The sequence below is a fragment of the Mesorhizobium sp. M7A.F.Ca.CA.001.04.2.1 genome, assembly GCF_003998485.1.
In the GTDB taxonomy this organism is placed as follows: Bacteria; Pseudomonadota; Alphaproteobacteria; order Rhizobiales; family Rhizobiaceae; genus Mesorhizobium; species Mesorhizobium ciceri.
In genome coordinates this window covers 143,869-158,291 of sequence record NZ_RZQT01000001.1, presented here as the reverse complement: position 1 = coordinate 158,291, position 14,423 = coordinate 143,869, and the positions used below count along the sequence as shown (strand labels likewise).

General features: G+C 63.6%; 14 protein-coding genes. 13 read left to right on the top strand and 1 reads right to left on the bottom strand.

Annotated features, from left to right (window positions below; all coding sequences use genetic code 11):
* Positions 1 to 188 precede the first annotated feature (188 nt).
* Positions 189 to 1,466, top strand: a complete 1,278-nt coding sequence (locus EN955_RS00725) for a 4-aminobutyrate--2-oxoglutarate transaminase (RefSeq protein WP_024503448.1) — start codon at positions 189 to 191, stop codon at positions 1,464 to 1,466.
* A 30-nt stretch (positions 1,467 to 1,496) separates the two neighbouring features.
* Here the strand turns inward: EN955_RS00725 and EN955_RS00720 are convergent, their stop codons facing one another.
* Positions 1,497 to 2,750, bottom strand: coding sequence for an FAD-dependent oxidoreductase (locus EN955_RS00720; RefSeq protein ID WP_024503449.1), 1,254 nt, complete (start codon positions 2,748 to 2,750; stop codon positions 1,497 to 1,499).
* 433 nt (positions 2,751 to 3,183) lie between these two features.
* Here EN955_RS00720 and EN955_RS00715 point away from each other — a divergent pair, with 433 nt between their 5' ends.
* From EN955_RS00715 to ybeY, 12 genes are all read left to right on the top strand, one after another.
* Complete coding sequence (locus EN955_RS00715) at positions 3,184 to 4,473, top strand: imelysin family protein (protein ID WP_024503450.1); 1,290 nt, start codon at positions 3,184 to 3,186, stop codon at positions 4,471 to 4,473.
* A 113-nt stretch (positions 4,474 to 4,586) separates the two neighbouring features.
* Complete coding sequence (locus EN955_RS00710) at positions 4,587 to 4,898, top strand: (2Fe-2S)-binding protein (protein ID WP_023811421.1); 312 nt, start codon at positions 4,587 to 4,589, stop codon at positions 4,896 to 4,898.
* Entirely contained in the window at positions 4,864 to 5,349 is a 486-nt protein-coding gene (gene bfr, locus EN955_RS00705; protein ID WP_013527914.1) for a bacterioferritin, read from the top strand. Before EN955_RS00710 ends, bfr begins: the two co-directional genes overlap by 35 nt.
* Positions 5,350 to 5,361: 12 nt before the next feature.
* Entirely contained in the window at positions 5,362 to 6,963 is a 1,602-nt protein-coding gene (locus EN955_RS00700) for a di-heme oxidoredictase family protein (RefSeq protein WP_024503451.1), read from the top strand.
* Positions 6,963 to 8,042 (top strand): imelysin family protein, encoded by a 1,080-nt coding sequence (locus EN955_RS00695; protein WP_024503452.1) that lies wholly within the window; start codon positions 6,963 to 6,965, stop codon positions 8,040 to 8,042. The genes EN955_RS00700 and EN955_RS00695 overlap by 1 nt, the downstream gene beginning before the upstream one ends.
* 1 nt (position 8,043) lies before the next feature.
* Positions 8,044 to 9,150, top strand: a complete 1,107-nt coding sequence (locus EN955_RS00690) for a DUF1513 domain-containing protein (RefSeq protein ID WP_024503453.1) — start codon at positions 8,044 to 8,046, stop codon at positions 9,148 to 9,150.
* A gap of 95 nt (positions 9,151 to 9,245) precedes the next feature.
* Complete coding sequence (gene tsaB / locus EN955_RS00685; protein ID WP_024503454.1) at positions 9,246 to 9,923, top strand: tRNA (adenosine(37)-N6)-threonylcarbamoyltransferase complex dimerization subunit type 1 TsaB; 678 nt, start codon at positions 9,246 to 9,248, stop codon at positions 9,921 to 9,923.
* A gap of 83 nt (positions 9,924 to 10,006) precedes the next feature.
* Entirely contained in the window at positions 10,007 to 10,501 is a 495-nt protein-coding gene (rimI, locus tag EN955_RS00680) for a ribosomal protein S18-alanine N-acetyltransferase (RefSeq protein ID WP_024503455.1), read from the top strand.
* A gap of 21 nt (positions 10,502 to 10,522) precedes the next feature.
* Positions 10,523 to 11,323: a 1-acyl-sn-glycerol-3-phosphate acyltransferase gene (locus EN955_RS00675; protein WP_024503456.1), complete on the top strand. Its 801-nt coding sequence runs from the start codon at positions 10,523 to 10,525 to the stop codon at positions 11,321 to 11,323.
* A 113-nt stretch (positions 11,324 to 11,436) separates the two neighbouring features.
* The gene (gene miaB / locus EN955_RS00670; protein ID WP_244506962.1) at positions 11,437 to 12,807 is read left to right on the top strand and encodes a tRNA (N6-isopentenyl adenosine(37)-C2)-methylthiotransferase MiaB; all 1,371 of its coding nucleotides are present in this window, start codon (positions 11,437 to 11,439) and stop codon (positions 12,805 to 12,807) included.
* A gap of 83 nt (positions 12,808 to 12,890) precedes the next feature.
* Positions 12,891 to 13,883 carry a PhoH family protein gene (locus tag EN955_RS00665; protein WP_023758127.1) on the top strand — a complete coding sequence of 331 codons (993 nt, stop codon included), beginning with the start codon at positions 12,891 to 12,893 and terminating at the stop codon, positions 13,881 to 13,883.
* Between the two features lie 18 nt (positions 13,884 to 13,901).
* On the top strand, positions 13,902 to 14,402 hold the full coding sequence (ybeY, locus tag EN955_RS00660) for an rRNA maturation RNase YbeY (RefSeq protein ID WP_013527905.1): 501 nt from the start codon (positions 13,902 to 13,904) through the stop codon (positions 14,400 to 14,402).
* Positions 14,403 to 14,423: the final 21 nt, after the last annotated feature.

Here is a 14,423-nt window from a genome sequence, read left to right as displayed (position 1 = left end):
GATAGTCGATCCCCGGGAAAAGGAAACCGGTCTCGTACGTGTATCGCCCGACTGGCTAAGCGCCGGGATCTGCCCACCGCAGGCCCAATCGCCTGCCGGTGGTGCCGACTTGAGGAAAACGTGAAATAAGGTCAGAAGACATCTCAACGGCATCAAACAGGACGGGCGCCGGCCCGGTGAGGGATACGATGAAGAATTCAGCCATTTCCGAACGCAAGAACCAATCGATTTCCCGCGGCGTCGGCATGACCACGCAGATTTATGCCGACCGGGCTGAGAATTCGGAAATCTGGGATGTCGAGGGGCGTCGCTATATCGATTTCTCGTCGGGCATCGCCGTCGTCAACACCGGGCATCGCCATCCCAGGGTGATCGACGCGGTCAAGGCACAGCTCGACCGCTTCACCCACACCTGCCACCAGGTCGTGCCCTATGAGAGCTATGTGCGCCTGGCCGAACGGCTGAACGGCATGCTGCCTGGCAAGTTCGAGAAGAAGACGATCTTCGTCACCACCGGGGCCGAGGCGGTAGAGAACGCCATCAAGATCGCCCGCAATGCCACCGGCCGTCAGGCGGTCATCGCCTTTGCCGGCGGCTTCCATGGCCGCACCTTCATGGGCATGGCACTGACCGGCAAGGTCGTGCCTTACAAGGTCGGCTTCGGCGCCATGCCGGGCGATGTCTATCATGCGCCGTTCCCTGTGCCGCTGCACGGTGTCTCGGTCGCCGACTCGTTGGCGGCGCTCGACCGGTTGTTCAAGGCCGATGTGGATCCGGCCCGGGTCGCCGCCATCATCATCGAGCCGGTTCAGGGCGAGGGCGGCTTCTACGACGCGCCGCGGGATTTCCTGGTTGCGCTGCGCAAGCTTTGCGACCAGCACGGCATGCTGCTGATCGCCGACGAAGTGCAGACCGGCTTTGCCCGCACCGGCAAGATGTTTGCTATGGATCACCATGAGGTGGCCGCCGACATCACCACCATGGCCAAGAGCCTGGCCGGCGGCTTTCCTCTGGCGGCGGTCACCGGCCGCGCCGAAATCATGGATGCGCCCGGCCCCGGCGGGCTCGGCGGCACCTATGGCGGCAGTCCGATCGGCGTTGCCGCGGCGCACGCCGTGCTCGACGTGATCGAGGATGAAAAGCTGTGCGACCGCGCCAATACGCTGGGCGCAAGGCTGAAACAGCGGCTGCACTCGATCCGCGACGACGTGCCCGAGATCGTCGACATCAGAGGTCTCGGCTTCATGAACGCGGTCGAGTTCAACGACGTCAAGAAGGGCCTGCCCTCAGCCGAGATCGCCAATGCGATCCGGTTGAAGGCGCTCGACAAGGGCCTGATCCTGTTGACCTGCGGCGTCTACGGCAACGTCATCCGCTTCCTGGCGCCGATCACCATCCAGGACGAAGTCATGAACGAAGCACTCGACATTCTGGAAAGCTCGATCCGCGAAGTCTGCGCCGCCTGATCAGTAAGGTGCCGCGCCTGAGGGACGGAATTATCCCGCCGCTCTGGCGGGCTCATTCTCGAGGAAAGCAGCCAGTGCCGCTTTCAGCCCTTCGGGGCCAGCGGCCACCGTCTGCGGCGTCGGCGAGAAGCCGGCGCCCAACATCTTGCGGCCAAGCATATGGTCGCCCGGACGGTTGACCGATTCGATGCCGAGCAGCCGGTCGCCGGCATAGTGGTAGATCGAGAATTTGTTGTCGGGAAGGCCGCCCAGCACGACATGGCTGTCGCCGCCGGCGGTCAGGCCGACCATCTGCAGCTTCATGTCGCCGATGTCGGACCAAAACCATGGCACCGCAGAATAGGCGTCGGCATGGCCTGATATCGTGCGCGCGGCAAGCCGCGCCTGGTCGGTGGCATTCTGCACCGATTCCAGCCGCACGTCGCCGCCGGTGAACCAGTGACGGTAAGAGGCAGCATCGCCAATAGCGAGAATCTCCGGCACCGAAGTCCGCATCTGGTGATCGACGCGGATGCCGTTGGCGATGCCGAGGCCAGCTTCCTGCGCCAGTTCGACATTCGGCACGGCACCAATGCCGACAATGACCATGCGCGCCGGCAGTCTTTCGCCTGACGAGGTGATCGCGGCCACGACATGACCGTTTTCGCCTTCGAGCCCGGCGATCGAGGTGCCGGTGAGGATGCGCACGCCCGTCGCTTCCAGCCGTTGCCGGACGTGGCTCGCCACCACCGGCGCCACGGCGCGGCCGAGCAGCCGGTCCACCGCCTCGACCACTGTCACCGTGCGGCCGGCGGCCCTCAACGTGGCTGCGATCTCCAGCCCGATGAAACCGCCGCCGAGGATGACGACTTCTTCGGTTTGCGCGCTGAGGTCGCGGATCAGCCGCGCATCGGCCAGCGAGCGCAGCGACAGCACACCGGACAGGTCGGCACCGGGCAGCGGCAGCGTGCGCGGGCGCGAGCCTGTCGCCAGGATCAGGTGGCCGAAGGCAAGCGCACCCCCGCCGGCAATATCCAAGCTGCGGCGTCCGGCATCGATGCGATCGATCCTGACGCCAGGCCGGTAATCGATGGCGCTGCCTGTGTAGAAGGCCTCGCCGCGCAAGGGTTGTGGCTTGGCCTCGGCATCCTTGATGAAAGTCTTCGACAGCGGCGGCTTGTGATAGGGAAGTTCGTCCTCGTCACCGACGAGGATCACCGGCCCGTCATAGCCGTCTTCGCGCAGACTGGCGGCCGCTTGCACGCCCGCATGACCCGCGCCGACAATGACCACACCGTTCTTCATCGCACTCAATCCCGATTCTACCCTAGGATGTTCCGCCAGATGGCAATTGTCTGGCACCGCTGCAAGCGAGCTTTTGCGGGTCGCATCCGGGATGGCGGCTGTCAATCGCACAGTTCAGCGGCAAGACCGGTGCAGGAGAATGCATAAAGTTGACAGTCGTAGTTTAGAATAATTCTAAACTGTTGTTTCAATTGACTTTTCTTGCGGATTGTCATTGACATCCGACGATCTCGCAGCTTTATGGAAGCTCGCGCATCAGCGCATCCCTTTAATGTCTGGGCCTTGAACCCTTTCGATTGGAGGCATTTTGGTGTCTTTCTTCCGCGAACCGCGCGATCGCGCGGCATCTTTTGCGCCCAATGGCCCGCAGATGGCCTGGCGCCGGTTGGCGTGCGCGCCGTTTACAGAATTTCCGAGAAACTGGAGAGTGATCATGACAGCACGATATGGCAGCAGGCTTGCGGCGATCGGCGCCACTGCCCTGCTGACGGCGGCGGTATTCGTGTTGCCGGCAAAGGCGGAAACCGATGCAAAGGCGGTCATCAAGGCCTATTCCGACATCGCCCTCGCCAAATACGAGGATTCGCTGACCACCGCGCAGGCGCTCGACAAGGCGGTCGACGCGCTGCTCGCCACGCCATCGGTGGAAACCCTCAACGCCGCCCGTGACGCCTGGAAGGCATCGCGCGTTCCCTACCAGCAGACCGAAGTCTACCGCTTCGGCAACAAGATCGTCGACGACTGGGAAGGCAAGGTGAATTCCTGGCCGTTGGATGAAGGCTTGATCGACTACGTCGCCAAGAGCTACGGCACCGAATCGGACGCGAACGCGCTCTACACGGCCAATGTGATCGCCAACAAGGAGATCGAGATCAACGGCAAGAAGGTCGATGCATCGAAGCTTTCGCCGGAATTCCTCTCCGGCACGCTGCAGGGAGCCGGCGGCATCGAGGCCAATGTAGCCACCGGCTATCACGCCATCGAATTCCTGCTGTGGGGCCAGGACCTGCATGGCACCGGCCCGGGTGCCGGCGAGCGCCCCTTCACCGACTACGACCTCAAGAACTGCACCGGCGGCAATTGCGACCGCCGCGCCGAGTATCTGAAATCGGCCAGCGACCTTCTGGTTTCGGATCTTCAGGAGATGGTCGGCAACTGGAAGGAAGACGGCGCCGCCCGCAAGGCTCTTGTCGATGGCGAGCCGAACACGGCGATCTCGACCATCTTCACCGGCATGGGCTCGCTGTCCTACGGCGAACTGGCCGGCGAGCGCATGAAGCTCGGCCTGCTGCTGCATGATCCGGAAGAGGAGCACGATTGCTTCTCCGACAACACCTACAATTCGCATCTCTACGACGCCATCGGCATTCGCGCGGCCTATCATGCGAGCTACACGCGTCTCGACGGCACCGTCGTTTCGGGTCCCTCGGTGGCCGATATGGTGAAGGCGGCCGATCCGGCGATCGACAAGGAACTGTCCGACAAACTCGATGTTTCGGTCGCCAAGATGGAGGCGATCAAGGCGCGTGCACTGGCTGGCGAGGCCTATGACCAGCAGATCGCCGAGGGCAACGTTGAAGGCAACGCCACCGTGCAGGCGGCGATCGATGCGCTGATCGATCAGACCAAGTCGATTGAGCGCGCCGTCGGCTCCCTGAAGCTCAGCACCATCGCCTTCGAAGGGTCCGACAGCCTCGACGCACCGGACAAGGTGTTCAAGTAAGGGTCGAAAGACGGGAGACTGATCCGGAGCCGGACAACCGGCTCTGGAACGGCCTCCGCTAGAAAATCAAGCCACATGGCGCGGGAGACGCCGTCAGCCAGCCGAGCAAGCCAATGCTGATTTGTCATTGCAATATCATCACCGAGAAGGAGATCGAGCAGACGATCGTCGGGCTGCTGGACCAGGATCCCTGGCAGCTGATCGTGCCGGCGAAGATCTATCATGCCATGCAAAAGCGCGGTCGCTGTTGCGGCTGCTTCCCAAATGTGGTGGAAACGATCATTCGGGTCACCGAAAATTACCATGCCCGCTCGGAGGCGAGCGGCGTGGATGTCGTTTCACACCTGGATCGCGTCAGAGGCCTGCGCGTCCAATACGGGAGCAGAATTCATGAAAGGCGATCCGCAGATCATCGAGCGGCTTAACGAGGCCCTTTTCCTGGAGCTTGGGGCCGTCAATCAGTACTGGGTGCATTTCCGTCTGCTTGAGGACTGGGGATACGCCAAGCTGGCAAAGAAGGAGCGGGCGGAATCGATCGAGGAGATGCACCATGCCGATAAGCTCGTCGCCCGCATCATCTTCCTCGAAGGCCATCCGAACCTGCAGTCCGTGGCGCCGCTGCGCATCGGGCAGAACGTCAAGGAAGTGCTCGAATCCGACCTTGCCGGCGAATATGACGCACGTACCGCCTACAAGCGCTCGCGCGAAATCTGCAACGACGCCGGCGACTACGTGACGATGAAGCTGTTCGAGGAATTGCTGGCCGACGAGGAGGGTCACATCGACTTTCTCGAGACGCAGCTCGACCTGCTTGCCTCGATCGGCGAGGAGAAATACGGCCAGCTCAACGCCGCATCGGCGGACGAGGCGGAGTAAGGGCATGCGGGAATGCGGCGCCTGCTAGAATTCGTGCGCCGCTCGCGGCGGGCCAATGGCTCGCCGCTCCTTCCAAAGACGCCAGCCGGATTGGCGCGTCGGCGCTGTGTCGTGCTCGTGTTGGCGCTTGCCTCTTCGGCGATGGCGGGTAATCTTCAGCCGGCCGGGCTCGCCACCACGCGCACCGACCTCAATGCGAAGGATCAGGCGCGCGTCATCGCCGTCACCAGGCCGACCACGGATTTTTCCAGGCCAGAGCAGTTCGAGCTGATGCAAGGTGGCGCCGGCACGTCCCGAAAGGACGTCAGCCGCGATTCTTTCTCGCAATCCTCGGCCAACATCACTTTCGAGGAAGAGGGCGACTTCAAGCTCGGCAACGCGCTTTTCCGCAAGAACTGGGTCTCGTCGCCGTCCTCGACGCAGGCGTCGGACGGGCTCGGCCCGCTGTTCAACGAACGCGCCTGCCAGAACTGCCATCTGAAAGATGGCCGCGGCCGCCCGCCGCAAGGCAACGCCGGCACCACGTCGATGTTCCTGCGGCTGGCCCGCGACGCCAGCAGCGTCGAAGAGAAGGCGGCGCTTGCCGACCACGAGGTGCTTAACTTCCCCGATCCGGTCTACGGCATGCAATTGCAGGAGCTCGCCGTACCCGGCCTGCCCGGTGAAGGCAGGATGCATGTCGACTATCAGGAACGTAAGGTAGAGCTGACGGACGGCACTGTAATCTCCTTGCGCAAGCCGAGCTATTCGGTTGACGGCCTTGGCTACGGGCCGCTTGACCCACGCACCACGCTGTCGCCGCGCCTGACCCCGCCGATGATCGGCCTGGGCCTGATCGAACAGATCGCGCCGGCTGATATTCTCGCCCACGCCGATCCGGACGACAGGGACGGCGACGGCATTTCCGGCAGGCCGAACATCGTGCGCGATAGCCTGAACGGAGAACTGACGCTTGGCCGTTTCGGCTGGAAGGCACAGACCGCGTCGATCCGCCAGCAGGCGGCGGACGCCTTTGCCGGCGACATCGGCATCTCGACGCCCGAAGAGCCGAAGCATTGGGGCGATTGCACTGCTGCGGAGGCAAAATGCCTCGCCATGCCGAACGGCGTGCAGCAGCGTCTTGGCCCGGTCGAGGCGCCGCCGCCGGTGATGGATCTCGTCACCTTCTATTCGCAGAATCTGGCCGTGCCGTCGCGCCGCGACCTCGACCGGCCGGACGTGCTCGCGGGCAAAAAAACATTCTACGAGATCGGCTGCATTGCCTGCCATACGCCGAAATTCGTCACGCGCCGCGATACGCCCAACAAGGCGCAGGCCTTCCAGTTGATCTGGCCCTATTCCGACTTCCTGCTGCACGACATGGGGCCTGATCTGGCCGATGGCCAGGCCGTGGGCGATGCGACGGGCAATGAGTGGCGCACGCCGCCGCTGTGGGGCATCGGCCTGACCGAGACGGTCAACGGCAATTCATTCTTCCTGCATGACGGGCGCGCGCGCAGCCTGACCGAGGCGATCCTGTGGCATGGCGGCGAGGCGCAGAAAGCGCGCGACCGCTTTGCCGCAGCCAATGCGGCCGACCGCAATGCGCTGTTCAAATTCCTGGAGTCACTGTGATGTTCAAGCGTTCTGCATTGTTTCTCGTTCTTCCGCTGGCCCTGCTGGGCGTTGTCCCTGCGTCGGCGGCGGTCAAAGCCTCCGACATCATCCAGCGGGCGATCGATGGCTTCGTCCGCCCGGCCTATGCTGGCCTGCACGAGCATGCGGAAGCCTTGACCGAATCCATGCGCGAGCTGTGCGTCACGCCCTCGCAAGGAGAACTCGATGCCGCACGGTCCGAATTCTCCGCCACGGTCTATGCCTGGTCGTCAGCCGAAATCATCGGCTTCGGGCCGATCAAGGAGAACAACCGGCTGGAACGCATGCTGTTCTGGCCGGATCGCAAGAGCATCGGCCTGAAGCAGGTGCAGGCGGCGCTGTCGGCCAAGGATCCGACCGCCACCGATCCGGCGCAACTGGCCGGCAAGAGCGTCGCCATGCAGGGGCTGGGCGCGCTGGAGTTCGTACTTTACGGCGACGGCGCCGATGCACTGGCCGGCAAGGATGATCCCTACCGCTGCGCCTATGGCACTGCTGTTGCCGGCAACATCGAAACCATGGCCGGCGAGGTCAGCGCCGCCTGGAACAAACCGGACGGCTTTGCAGCGATTTGGGCCAATCCGGGGCCGCAGAACCCGCTCTACCGCGACGGCAATGAAGCGGTGACCGAACTGGTCGGCGTCTTCGTCAACGAGCTGGAAATGGTGCGTGACGTGCGCCTGAAAGGATTTTTCGGCGGCAAGCCGGACGCGGACAAGCCGAAACAAGCGATCTATTGGCGCTCGCAAAACACCACCGCGTCACTGGCCGGCAATCTCTCCGGCATCGATACGCTGTTCCAGGCCTCGAAACTTGGCGACGCCCTGCCGGCCGATGCGCGCTGGATGGCCGAATCTATCCACATCCAGCTGGTCAACGGTGTCGCCACCGCCAAGGCCGTCAGCGGTCCAATCGACAAGGCGCTTGCCGATCCGGCATTGCGCGACAAGCTCGATCATTTCGCGCTGATCACCTCCAGCCTGTCGACCCTGATCGGGACCAGGTTGACCGCTGAATTCGGCCTGACCGCAGGCTTCTCCTCGCTGGATGGGGACTGAATTGAAAACCCCGCTGATAGATCGCCGCGATTTCCTGAGAGCTGCAGGCGTTGGCTTCATGGCCGCGATGGCGCCATCGGCCTGGGCAACGACGCTTTCGGCCGACGCCGTCTTCGCCACCGCTTTCGTCAAACGCGACGGCAGCTTTGGCGCTGCCGTCCTGTCCGAGGCCGGCAAAGTCCTGCATGCGATCGATCTGCCCGATCGCGGCCACGATGTCACCTTCGATCCCATATCGAAACGCTCGGTGGTCTTCGCGCGCCAGCCCGGCACCTTCGCCGTGGTTTTCGACCATTCGGGCCGTGATGCGCCGCTGACCATCGCCAGCATCGCCGGCCGGCATTTCTTCGGCCACGGCGTGTTCTCGGCCGACGGTGCGCTGCTCTATGCCACCGAAAACGACTTCGACAACGCCGCCGGCGTCGTCGGCGTCTACGATGCGCGGGCGAAATTCAGCCGTGTCGGCGAGTTCCCGACCTATGGAATGGGTCCGCACGAGCTTCTGCTCCTGGGCGATGGCAGGACGATTGCGGTAGCAAATGGCGGCATCGAGACCCATCCGGATTACGGCCGCGCCGAGCTCAACATTGCGACCATGAAGCCGTCCTACGTATTGATAGACCGCGTCACCGGCGACCTCATCGAGAAGCACGAATTGCCGGCCGCACTGCATCAGCTGTCTATCCGCCACATGGACACAGATCCATCCGGGACCGTCTGGTTCGGCTGCCAGTACCGGGGGCCGGGCACCGATCGTCCGCTGCTGGTCGGTCGCGCCACGCGCGGCAAGGATCTGCAACTGCTCGACATGCCGCAGGACGTTTTGTCGGGCTTCCGCAACTACATAGGCTCGGTCGCCGCCAATCCGGCTGCCGGCACGGTCGCGGTCTCCTCGCCGGAAGGCAACTCGCTTGTCGTGCTCGATGCGGCCAGCGGCCGGGTCGTCGCGAACAGCGCGCTGGTCGAGGTCTGCGGCGTGGCACCTGACGGAACCGGCTTCATGGCCACCACCGGCGCTGGCGAGATCGTCGAGGGCAATGGTGCGACACGCTCCGAACCGGACTATGTCTGGGACAACCACATGCTGCGCATCGAGCAGGCCGCATAGGCCACAAGCGAAGCCGCTTAACGAATTATGCACTATCCCCTTGCGGTGGCGGGCCGTGGCGGGCACAGGGAATTGTCTTTCGAACCGGTTGCTTCATGAAATTGCTTGCCATCGACTGTGCCGCCAACCTCTGCGCCGCTAGCGTCTATGACGGGACGGCGAAGCGGGAGCTCGGCCGCTCGGTGCTCGATCTCGGCAAGGGCCATGCCGAGCAGCTGATGGCGGTCATCGCCGAAGCGCTGGAGGCAGGCGCAACCGACTATGCAGGTCTTGGCGCCATTGCCGTGTCTGTCGGCCCCGGTTCCTTCACCGGTCTGCGGGTCGGCGTCTCGACCGCGCGTGGCCTGGCGCTGGCGCTGAAGATACCGGCAATCGGAGTGACGACACTGGAGGCGCTGGCTGCCGAAGCAGCGACGGCATTTCCCGGTCGCGCCGTGCTGGCGGCGCTGGATGCCGGCCGTGAGGAGATCCACGCGGCCTTTTACGACGAAAGGTTAGTATTGACTTACGGTCCGGCCGTGGCCACGCTGGCCGACGTGGTGGCAATGGCGATGGCAACGTCTCCGGTGCTTACCGGCACCGCTGCAGCGCTCATCAGTGCATCGGCCGGGCGCGAATTCGATGTCGGCCCTCGGACGGCCACCGCCGACATTGTCACCTACGCTCGCCTGGCTGCCGCCAACGGCGCGGGCGAACGGCCGAAACCACTCTATCTGCGCGGCGCCGACGCCAAGCCGCAGGCCGGGTTCATTCTTTCAAGGATCAGACCATGATCCCGAAAAGTGGAAGCCGGTTTTCACGGACAACGGTTCCCGTTTGTCCAGAGATCATGGTCAAACAAGAAAACAAAGATTAGATGCGCATACCTTTTCTCCAACCACGCCGCCGGGACTATGCGCTCGAGCCGCTGAGGATCGCCGACAGTCCGGCGGTCTCGCTGCTGCATCGCGAGGACTTTGTCCGCCCCTGGACCGATGGCGAATTTGCCGCCTTGCTCGAACAGGACACCGTGTTCGGCTATGCCGCGCGCGAAACCGGACAGGGCTCCAAGCCGCCCGTCGGCTTCGTGCTGGCGCGGCTTGCGGCAGGCGAGGGCGAGATCCTGACCGTCGCGGTGGCGCGATCGCATCGCCGGCAGGGGCTGGGCTGGCAATTGATGGACGCGGTGTTGCGCGAACTGCACGCGCAGCGCGCCGAAGCGCTGTTCCTCGAGGTCGACGAGACCAATGTCGCGGCGATCGCGCTTTATCGCCGGCTGGGCTTCCGCGAGGTCGGCAAGCGGCCGAATTACTACAGGTCGGCCGAACACGGACCGACCGGCGCGCTTGTCATGCGCCGCGATCTTCGCTAGCGAGACGGCCGGGATGGGGCGATGATCAAGAAAATCAGGATTTTCCTGGCGCTGGGCCTCGTTGTCGCCGGTTCGCTGGTCCTCGTGCCGTTACAGATACTGTCGATGAAGACCGGCTGGTGGCCGGAAACCTTCATCCTCAAGATCTGGCACAGGCTGATCATCAGGGCGCTCGGCATGCGCATCCATGTCAAGGGGACGCTGTCCGACAAGCGCCCGCTGCTGGTTGCGTCCAATCACATCTCCTGGACCGACATCATGGTGCTCGGCTCTTTTGCCGACGTAAAATTCATCGCCAGGGCTGATATGGAAGGCTGGCCGCTGATCGGCATGCTGTCGAAGCTGCAGCGTACCGTGTTCATCGAGCGCGAGCGCAAGCGTTCGTCGGGCGACCAGGCAAGCGAGATTGCCAGCCGCATGGCCAAGGGCGATGCGATGGTGCTGTTTGCCGAGGGCTCGACCGGCGACGGCAATATGGTCCTGCCGTTCAAGAGCACGCTGTTCGGCGCCGCCTCGATGGCGATTTCGGAAGGCGCGGCGGAACAGGTGTTCATCCAGCCGGTGGCGATCGCCTATACGCGTCTGCACGGCGTGCCGCTCGGCCGCCGGCATCGCCCGCTTGCCGCCTGGATCGGCGATGAGGATTTGATGCCGCATCTCAAGGTATTGCTCGCGGAGGGCGCGCTCGACGTCGAGGTGCATTTCGGCGAGGCAATCACCTTTTCCAAGGGTTCGAGCCGCAAGGAGACGTCGAAACTGATGGAAAGCCAGGTGCGTGAGATGATGCAGGCGGCGCTTGCCGACCCGCGGCCGAGCCGCTAGCCCCGGCATGCCCTTGCTGGCGCGGGCCGAGAATCGTCTGTTTTTTGTCACGGAAAGGCGTTAGAAGCCGCCTTATGGACTTGAACACGATAGAAAGCGACGACATCGGCACTATGGCTGGACAGCCGGCAGTGCTTTCCACGGCAGCGAGAAAAGTCTTCATCAAGACCTATGGCTGCCAGATGAACGTCTATGATTCGCAGCGTATGGCCGATGCGCTGGCTGCCGACGGCTATTCCGCGACCGATGCCATTGGCGAGGCGGACCTGGTGCTGCTGAACACCTGTCATATCAGGGAGAAGGCGGCCGAAAAGGTCTATTCCGAGCTCGGCCGTATCCGCGACATGAAAGCCGAGCGTGCCCTGGCCGGCCGCGAGATGCTGGTCGGCGTCGCCGGCTGCGTGGCGCAGGCCGAAGGCGCCGAGATCATCCGCCGTTCGCCGGCCGTCGACCTGGTCATCGGCCCGCAGACTTATCACCGGCTCCCCGACGTGCTGGCGCGGGTGCGCGGCGGCGAAAAGATCGTCGAGACCGACTACGCCATCGAGGACAAGTTCGAGCATCTGCCGCAGCCCAAGCGCGCCGAGGTCATCAAGCGCGGCGTCACCGCCTTCCTCACCGTGCAGGAAGGCTGCGACAAGTTCTGCACCTTCTGCGTCGTGCCCTATACCAGAGGCTCCGAAGTTTCCCGGCCGGTGGCGCAGATTGTCGCGGAGGCTGAGCGCCTGGCTGAAGCCGGGGTGCGCGAAGTGACGCTGCTTGGCCAGAACGTCAATGCCTGGCATGGCCAGGGCGAGAACGGCCACGAGTGGGGCCTTGGCCGCCTGCTGTTCAGGCTGGCCGAAATCCCCGGGCTGGCGCGTCTGCGCTACACCACCAGCCACCCGCGCGACATGGATGACGAGCTGATAGCGGCCCATCGCGATCTGCCGTCGTTGATGCCCTATCTGCATCTGCCGGTGCAATCAGGCTCCGACCGCATCCTCAAGGCGATGAATCGCCGGCACACGGCGAGGGATTATCTGGCGCTGCTCGACCGTATCCGCACTGCCCGGCCTGACATCGCGCTTTCCGGCGACTTCATCGTCGGCTTCCCCGGCGAGACCGAGGCGGATTTCGAGGCGACCATGGAGCTGGTGCGTCAGGTGAATTACGCCTCGGCCTTCTCCTTCAAATATTCGCCGCGTCCCGGCACGCCAGGCGCCGAAATGGCCGATCATGTGCCGGAAGCGGTCAAGGACGAGCGCCTGCAGAGACTGCAGGCTCTGCTTGTGAAGCAGCAGCAGGACTTCGGCTTGAGCCTCGTCGGCAGCACCATCGACACGCTGATCGAGAAGCCCGGCCGCCAGGCCGGCCAGAAGGTTGGCCGCTCACCTTGGCTGCAGCCGGTTATTGTTGATGAAAAGGCCGGCGAAATCGGTGACATTATCCAAGTGCGAATCACGAAGACGGGCTACAACAGCCTGTTCGCCGAATTGGCCTGAGGGTCTCGGCAGATGAGGAGAGACGGTTGAGCGCAGCAGAGCTGAAGAACCTGCCCCCGGTACCGGCATCTGGGGCTTCTGACATGGCGCACATCGTTCTGACTTTCGACAACAACAAGCTTGCCAGCGCCCTTTATGGTCAGTTCGACGAAAACCTCGCCCGGCTCGAGCAGAAGCTTGGCGTCGACATCCGCTCACGCGGCAACCAGCTGACCATCAAAGGGTCCGCTTCTGCCGCCGAGCAGGCGCGCCGCGCCCTGGACAATCTTTACGGCATTCTCCAGAAAGGCGTCGATATCGGCCAGTCCGACGTTGACGGCGCCGTGCGCATGGCGATTGCCGCCGACGATCAGTTGACCCTGCCAACGCTGGAACGCAAGGGCAAAGTCTCCGCCGCCCAGATCGCCACCCGCAAGAAGACGATCTATGCCCGTTCGCTCAACCAGGACGCCTATATGCGGGCGCTGGAACGGTCGGAACTGGTGTTCGGCATCGGCCCGGCCGGCACCGGCAAGACCTACCTGGCGGTGGCGCACGCGGCGATGCTGCTCGAGCGCGGCATGGTCGAGCGCATCATTCTCTCGCGGCCGGCGGTCGAGGCCGGCGAGCGGCTGGGCTTCCTGCCCGGCGACATGAAGGAGAAGGTCGATCCCTATCTGCGGCCGCTCTATGACGCGCTCTACGACATGATGCCGGCCGACAAGGTCGAGCGCGCCATTGCCGCCGAAGTGATCGAAATCGCGCCGCTTGCCTTCATGCGCGGCCGCACGCTGGCGCATGCCGCCGTCATCCTCGACGAGGCGCAGAACACCACGCCGATGCAGATGAAGATGTTCCTGACACGTCTGGGCGAAAACTCGCGCATGATCGTCACCGGCGATCCGACCCAGATCGACCTTCCCTCGAACACCAAATCGGGCCTGGTCGAAGCCTTGCGGGTGCTGGACGGCGTGGCGGGCGCGGTCACCGTGCGCTTCAACGACGGCGACGTGGTTCGCCATCCGCTGGTGGCGGAAATCGTCAGGGCCTACGACCGGGACGCCAAGCTGGCGCGTGGCCTCGGCGCCGAGAATTGATGTTGGCGATGCGGCTTCATGCCTGAGGACATAATATCCGGCGACGGGAATATTCCCGTCGACATCGACATAGCGGTTGAGGCGGGCAACTGGCCCGACGAGGCAAGCCTGACGCGGCTGGTCGATCGGGCCGTTAAGGCGGCTTTTGCCGAAACCGGCGTGGCGGGCCGTTCCGAACTCAGTCTCGTTTTTTCCGACGACGCCCATATCCAGGTTCTCAACGCCGGCTGGCGCGGCAAGGACAAACCGACCAACGTCTTGTCTTTCCCGGCTTTTCCGTTTGCGCAGGGCGGTCCGTTGCCGCCGATGCTGGGCGACATCGTGCTGGCCGCCGAAACGGTCGCCCATGAAGCGGTACTGGAAGACAAGCCTGTCGAGAACCATATCACCCATCTCGTCATCCACGGCCTGCTGCATCTGCTGGGCTACGATCACGAGACCGAGGCCGAGGCCGAGGCGATGGAAGCCGTCGAACGCGCGGCGCTTGCAAGGCTTGCCATTCCCGACCCCTACGCGTAACTACATCTGACCAATTGACCG

Excerpts from the sequence above, each read along its gene's own strand:
- tsaB (WP_024503454.1), top strand. The coding sequence starts at position 9,246 with ATGAAATTGCTTGCCATCGACTGTGCCGCCAACCTCTGCGCCGCTAGC.
- EN955_RS00700 (WP_024503451.1), top strand. The coding sequence starts at position 5,362 with ATGCGGCGCCTGCTAGAATTCGTGCGCCGCTCGCGGCGGGCCAATGGC.
- EN955_RS00710 (WP_023811421.1), top strand. The coding sequence starts at position 4,587 with ATGCTGATTTGTCATTGCAATATCATCACCGAGAAGGAGATCGAGCAG.
- EN955_RS00725 (WP_024503448.1), top strand. The coding sequence starts at position 189 with ATGAAGAATTCAGCCATTTCCGAACGCAAGAACCAATCGATTTCCCGC.
- ybeY (WP_013527905.1), top strand. The coding sequence starts at position 13,902 with ATGCCTGAGGACATAATATCCGGCGACGGGAATATTCCCGTCGACATC.
- bfr (WP_013527914.1), top strand. The coding sequence starts at position 4,864 with ATGAAAGGCGATCCGCAGATCATCGAGCGGCTTAACGAGGCCCTTTTC.
- rimI (WP_024503455.1), top strand. The coding sequence starts at position 10,007 with ATGCGCATACCTTTTCTCCAACCACGCCGCCGGGACTATGCGCTCGAG.
- EN955_RS00715 (WP_024503450.1), top strand. The coding sequence starts at position 3,184 with ATGACAGCACGATATGGCAGCAGGCTTGCGGCGATCGGCGCCACTGCC.
- miaB (WP_244506962.1), top strand. The coding sequence starts at position 11,437 with ATGGCTGGACAGCCGGCAGTGCTTTCCACGGCAGCGAGAAAAGTCTTC.
- EN955_RS00675 (WP_024503456.1), top strand. The coding sequence starts at position 10,523 with ATGATCAAGAAAATCAGGATTTTCCTGGCGCTGGGCCTCGTTGTCGCC.
- EN955_RS00720 (WP_024503449.1), bottom strand. The coding sequence starts at position 2,750 with ATGAAGAACGGTGTGGTCATTGTCGGCGCGGGTCATGCGGGCGTGCAA.
- EN955_RS00695 (WP_024503452.1), top strand. The coding sequence starts at position 6,963 with ATGTTCAAGCGTTCTGCATTGTTTCTCGTTCTTCCGCTGGCCCTGCTG.
- EN955_RS00665 (WP_023758127.1), top strand. The coding sequence starts at position 12,891 with ATGGCGCACATCGTTCTGACTTTCGACAACAACAAGCTTGCCAGCGCC.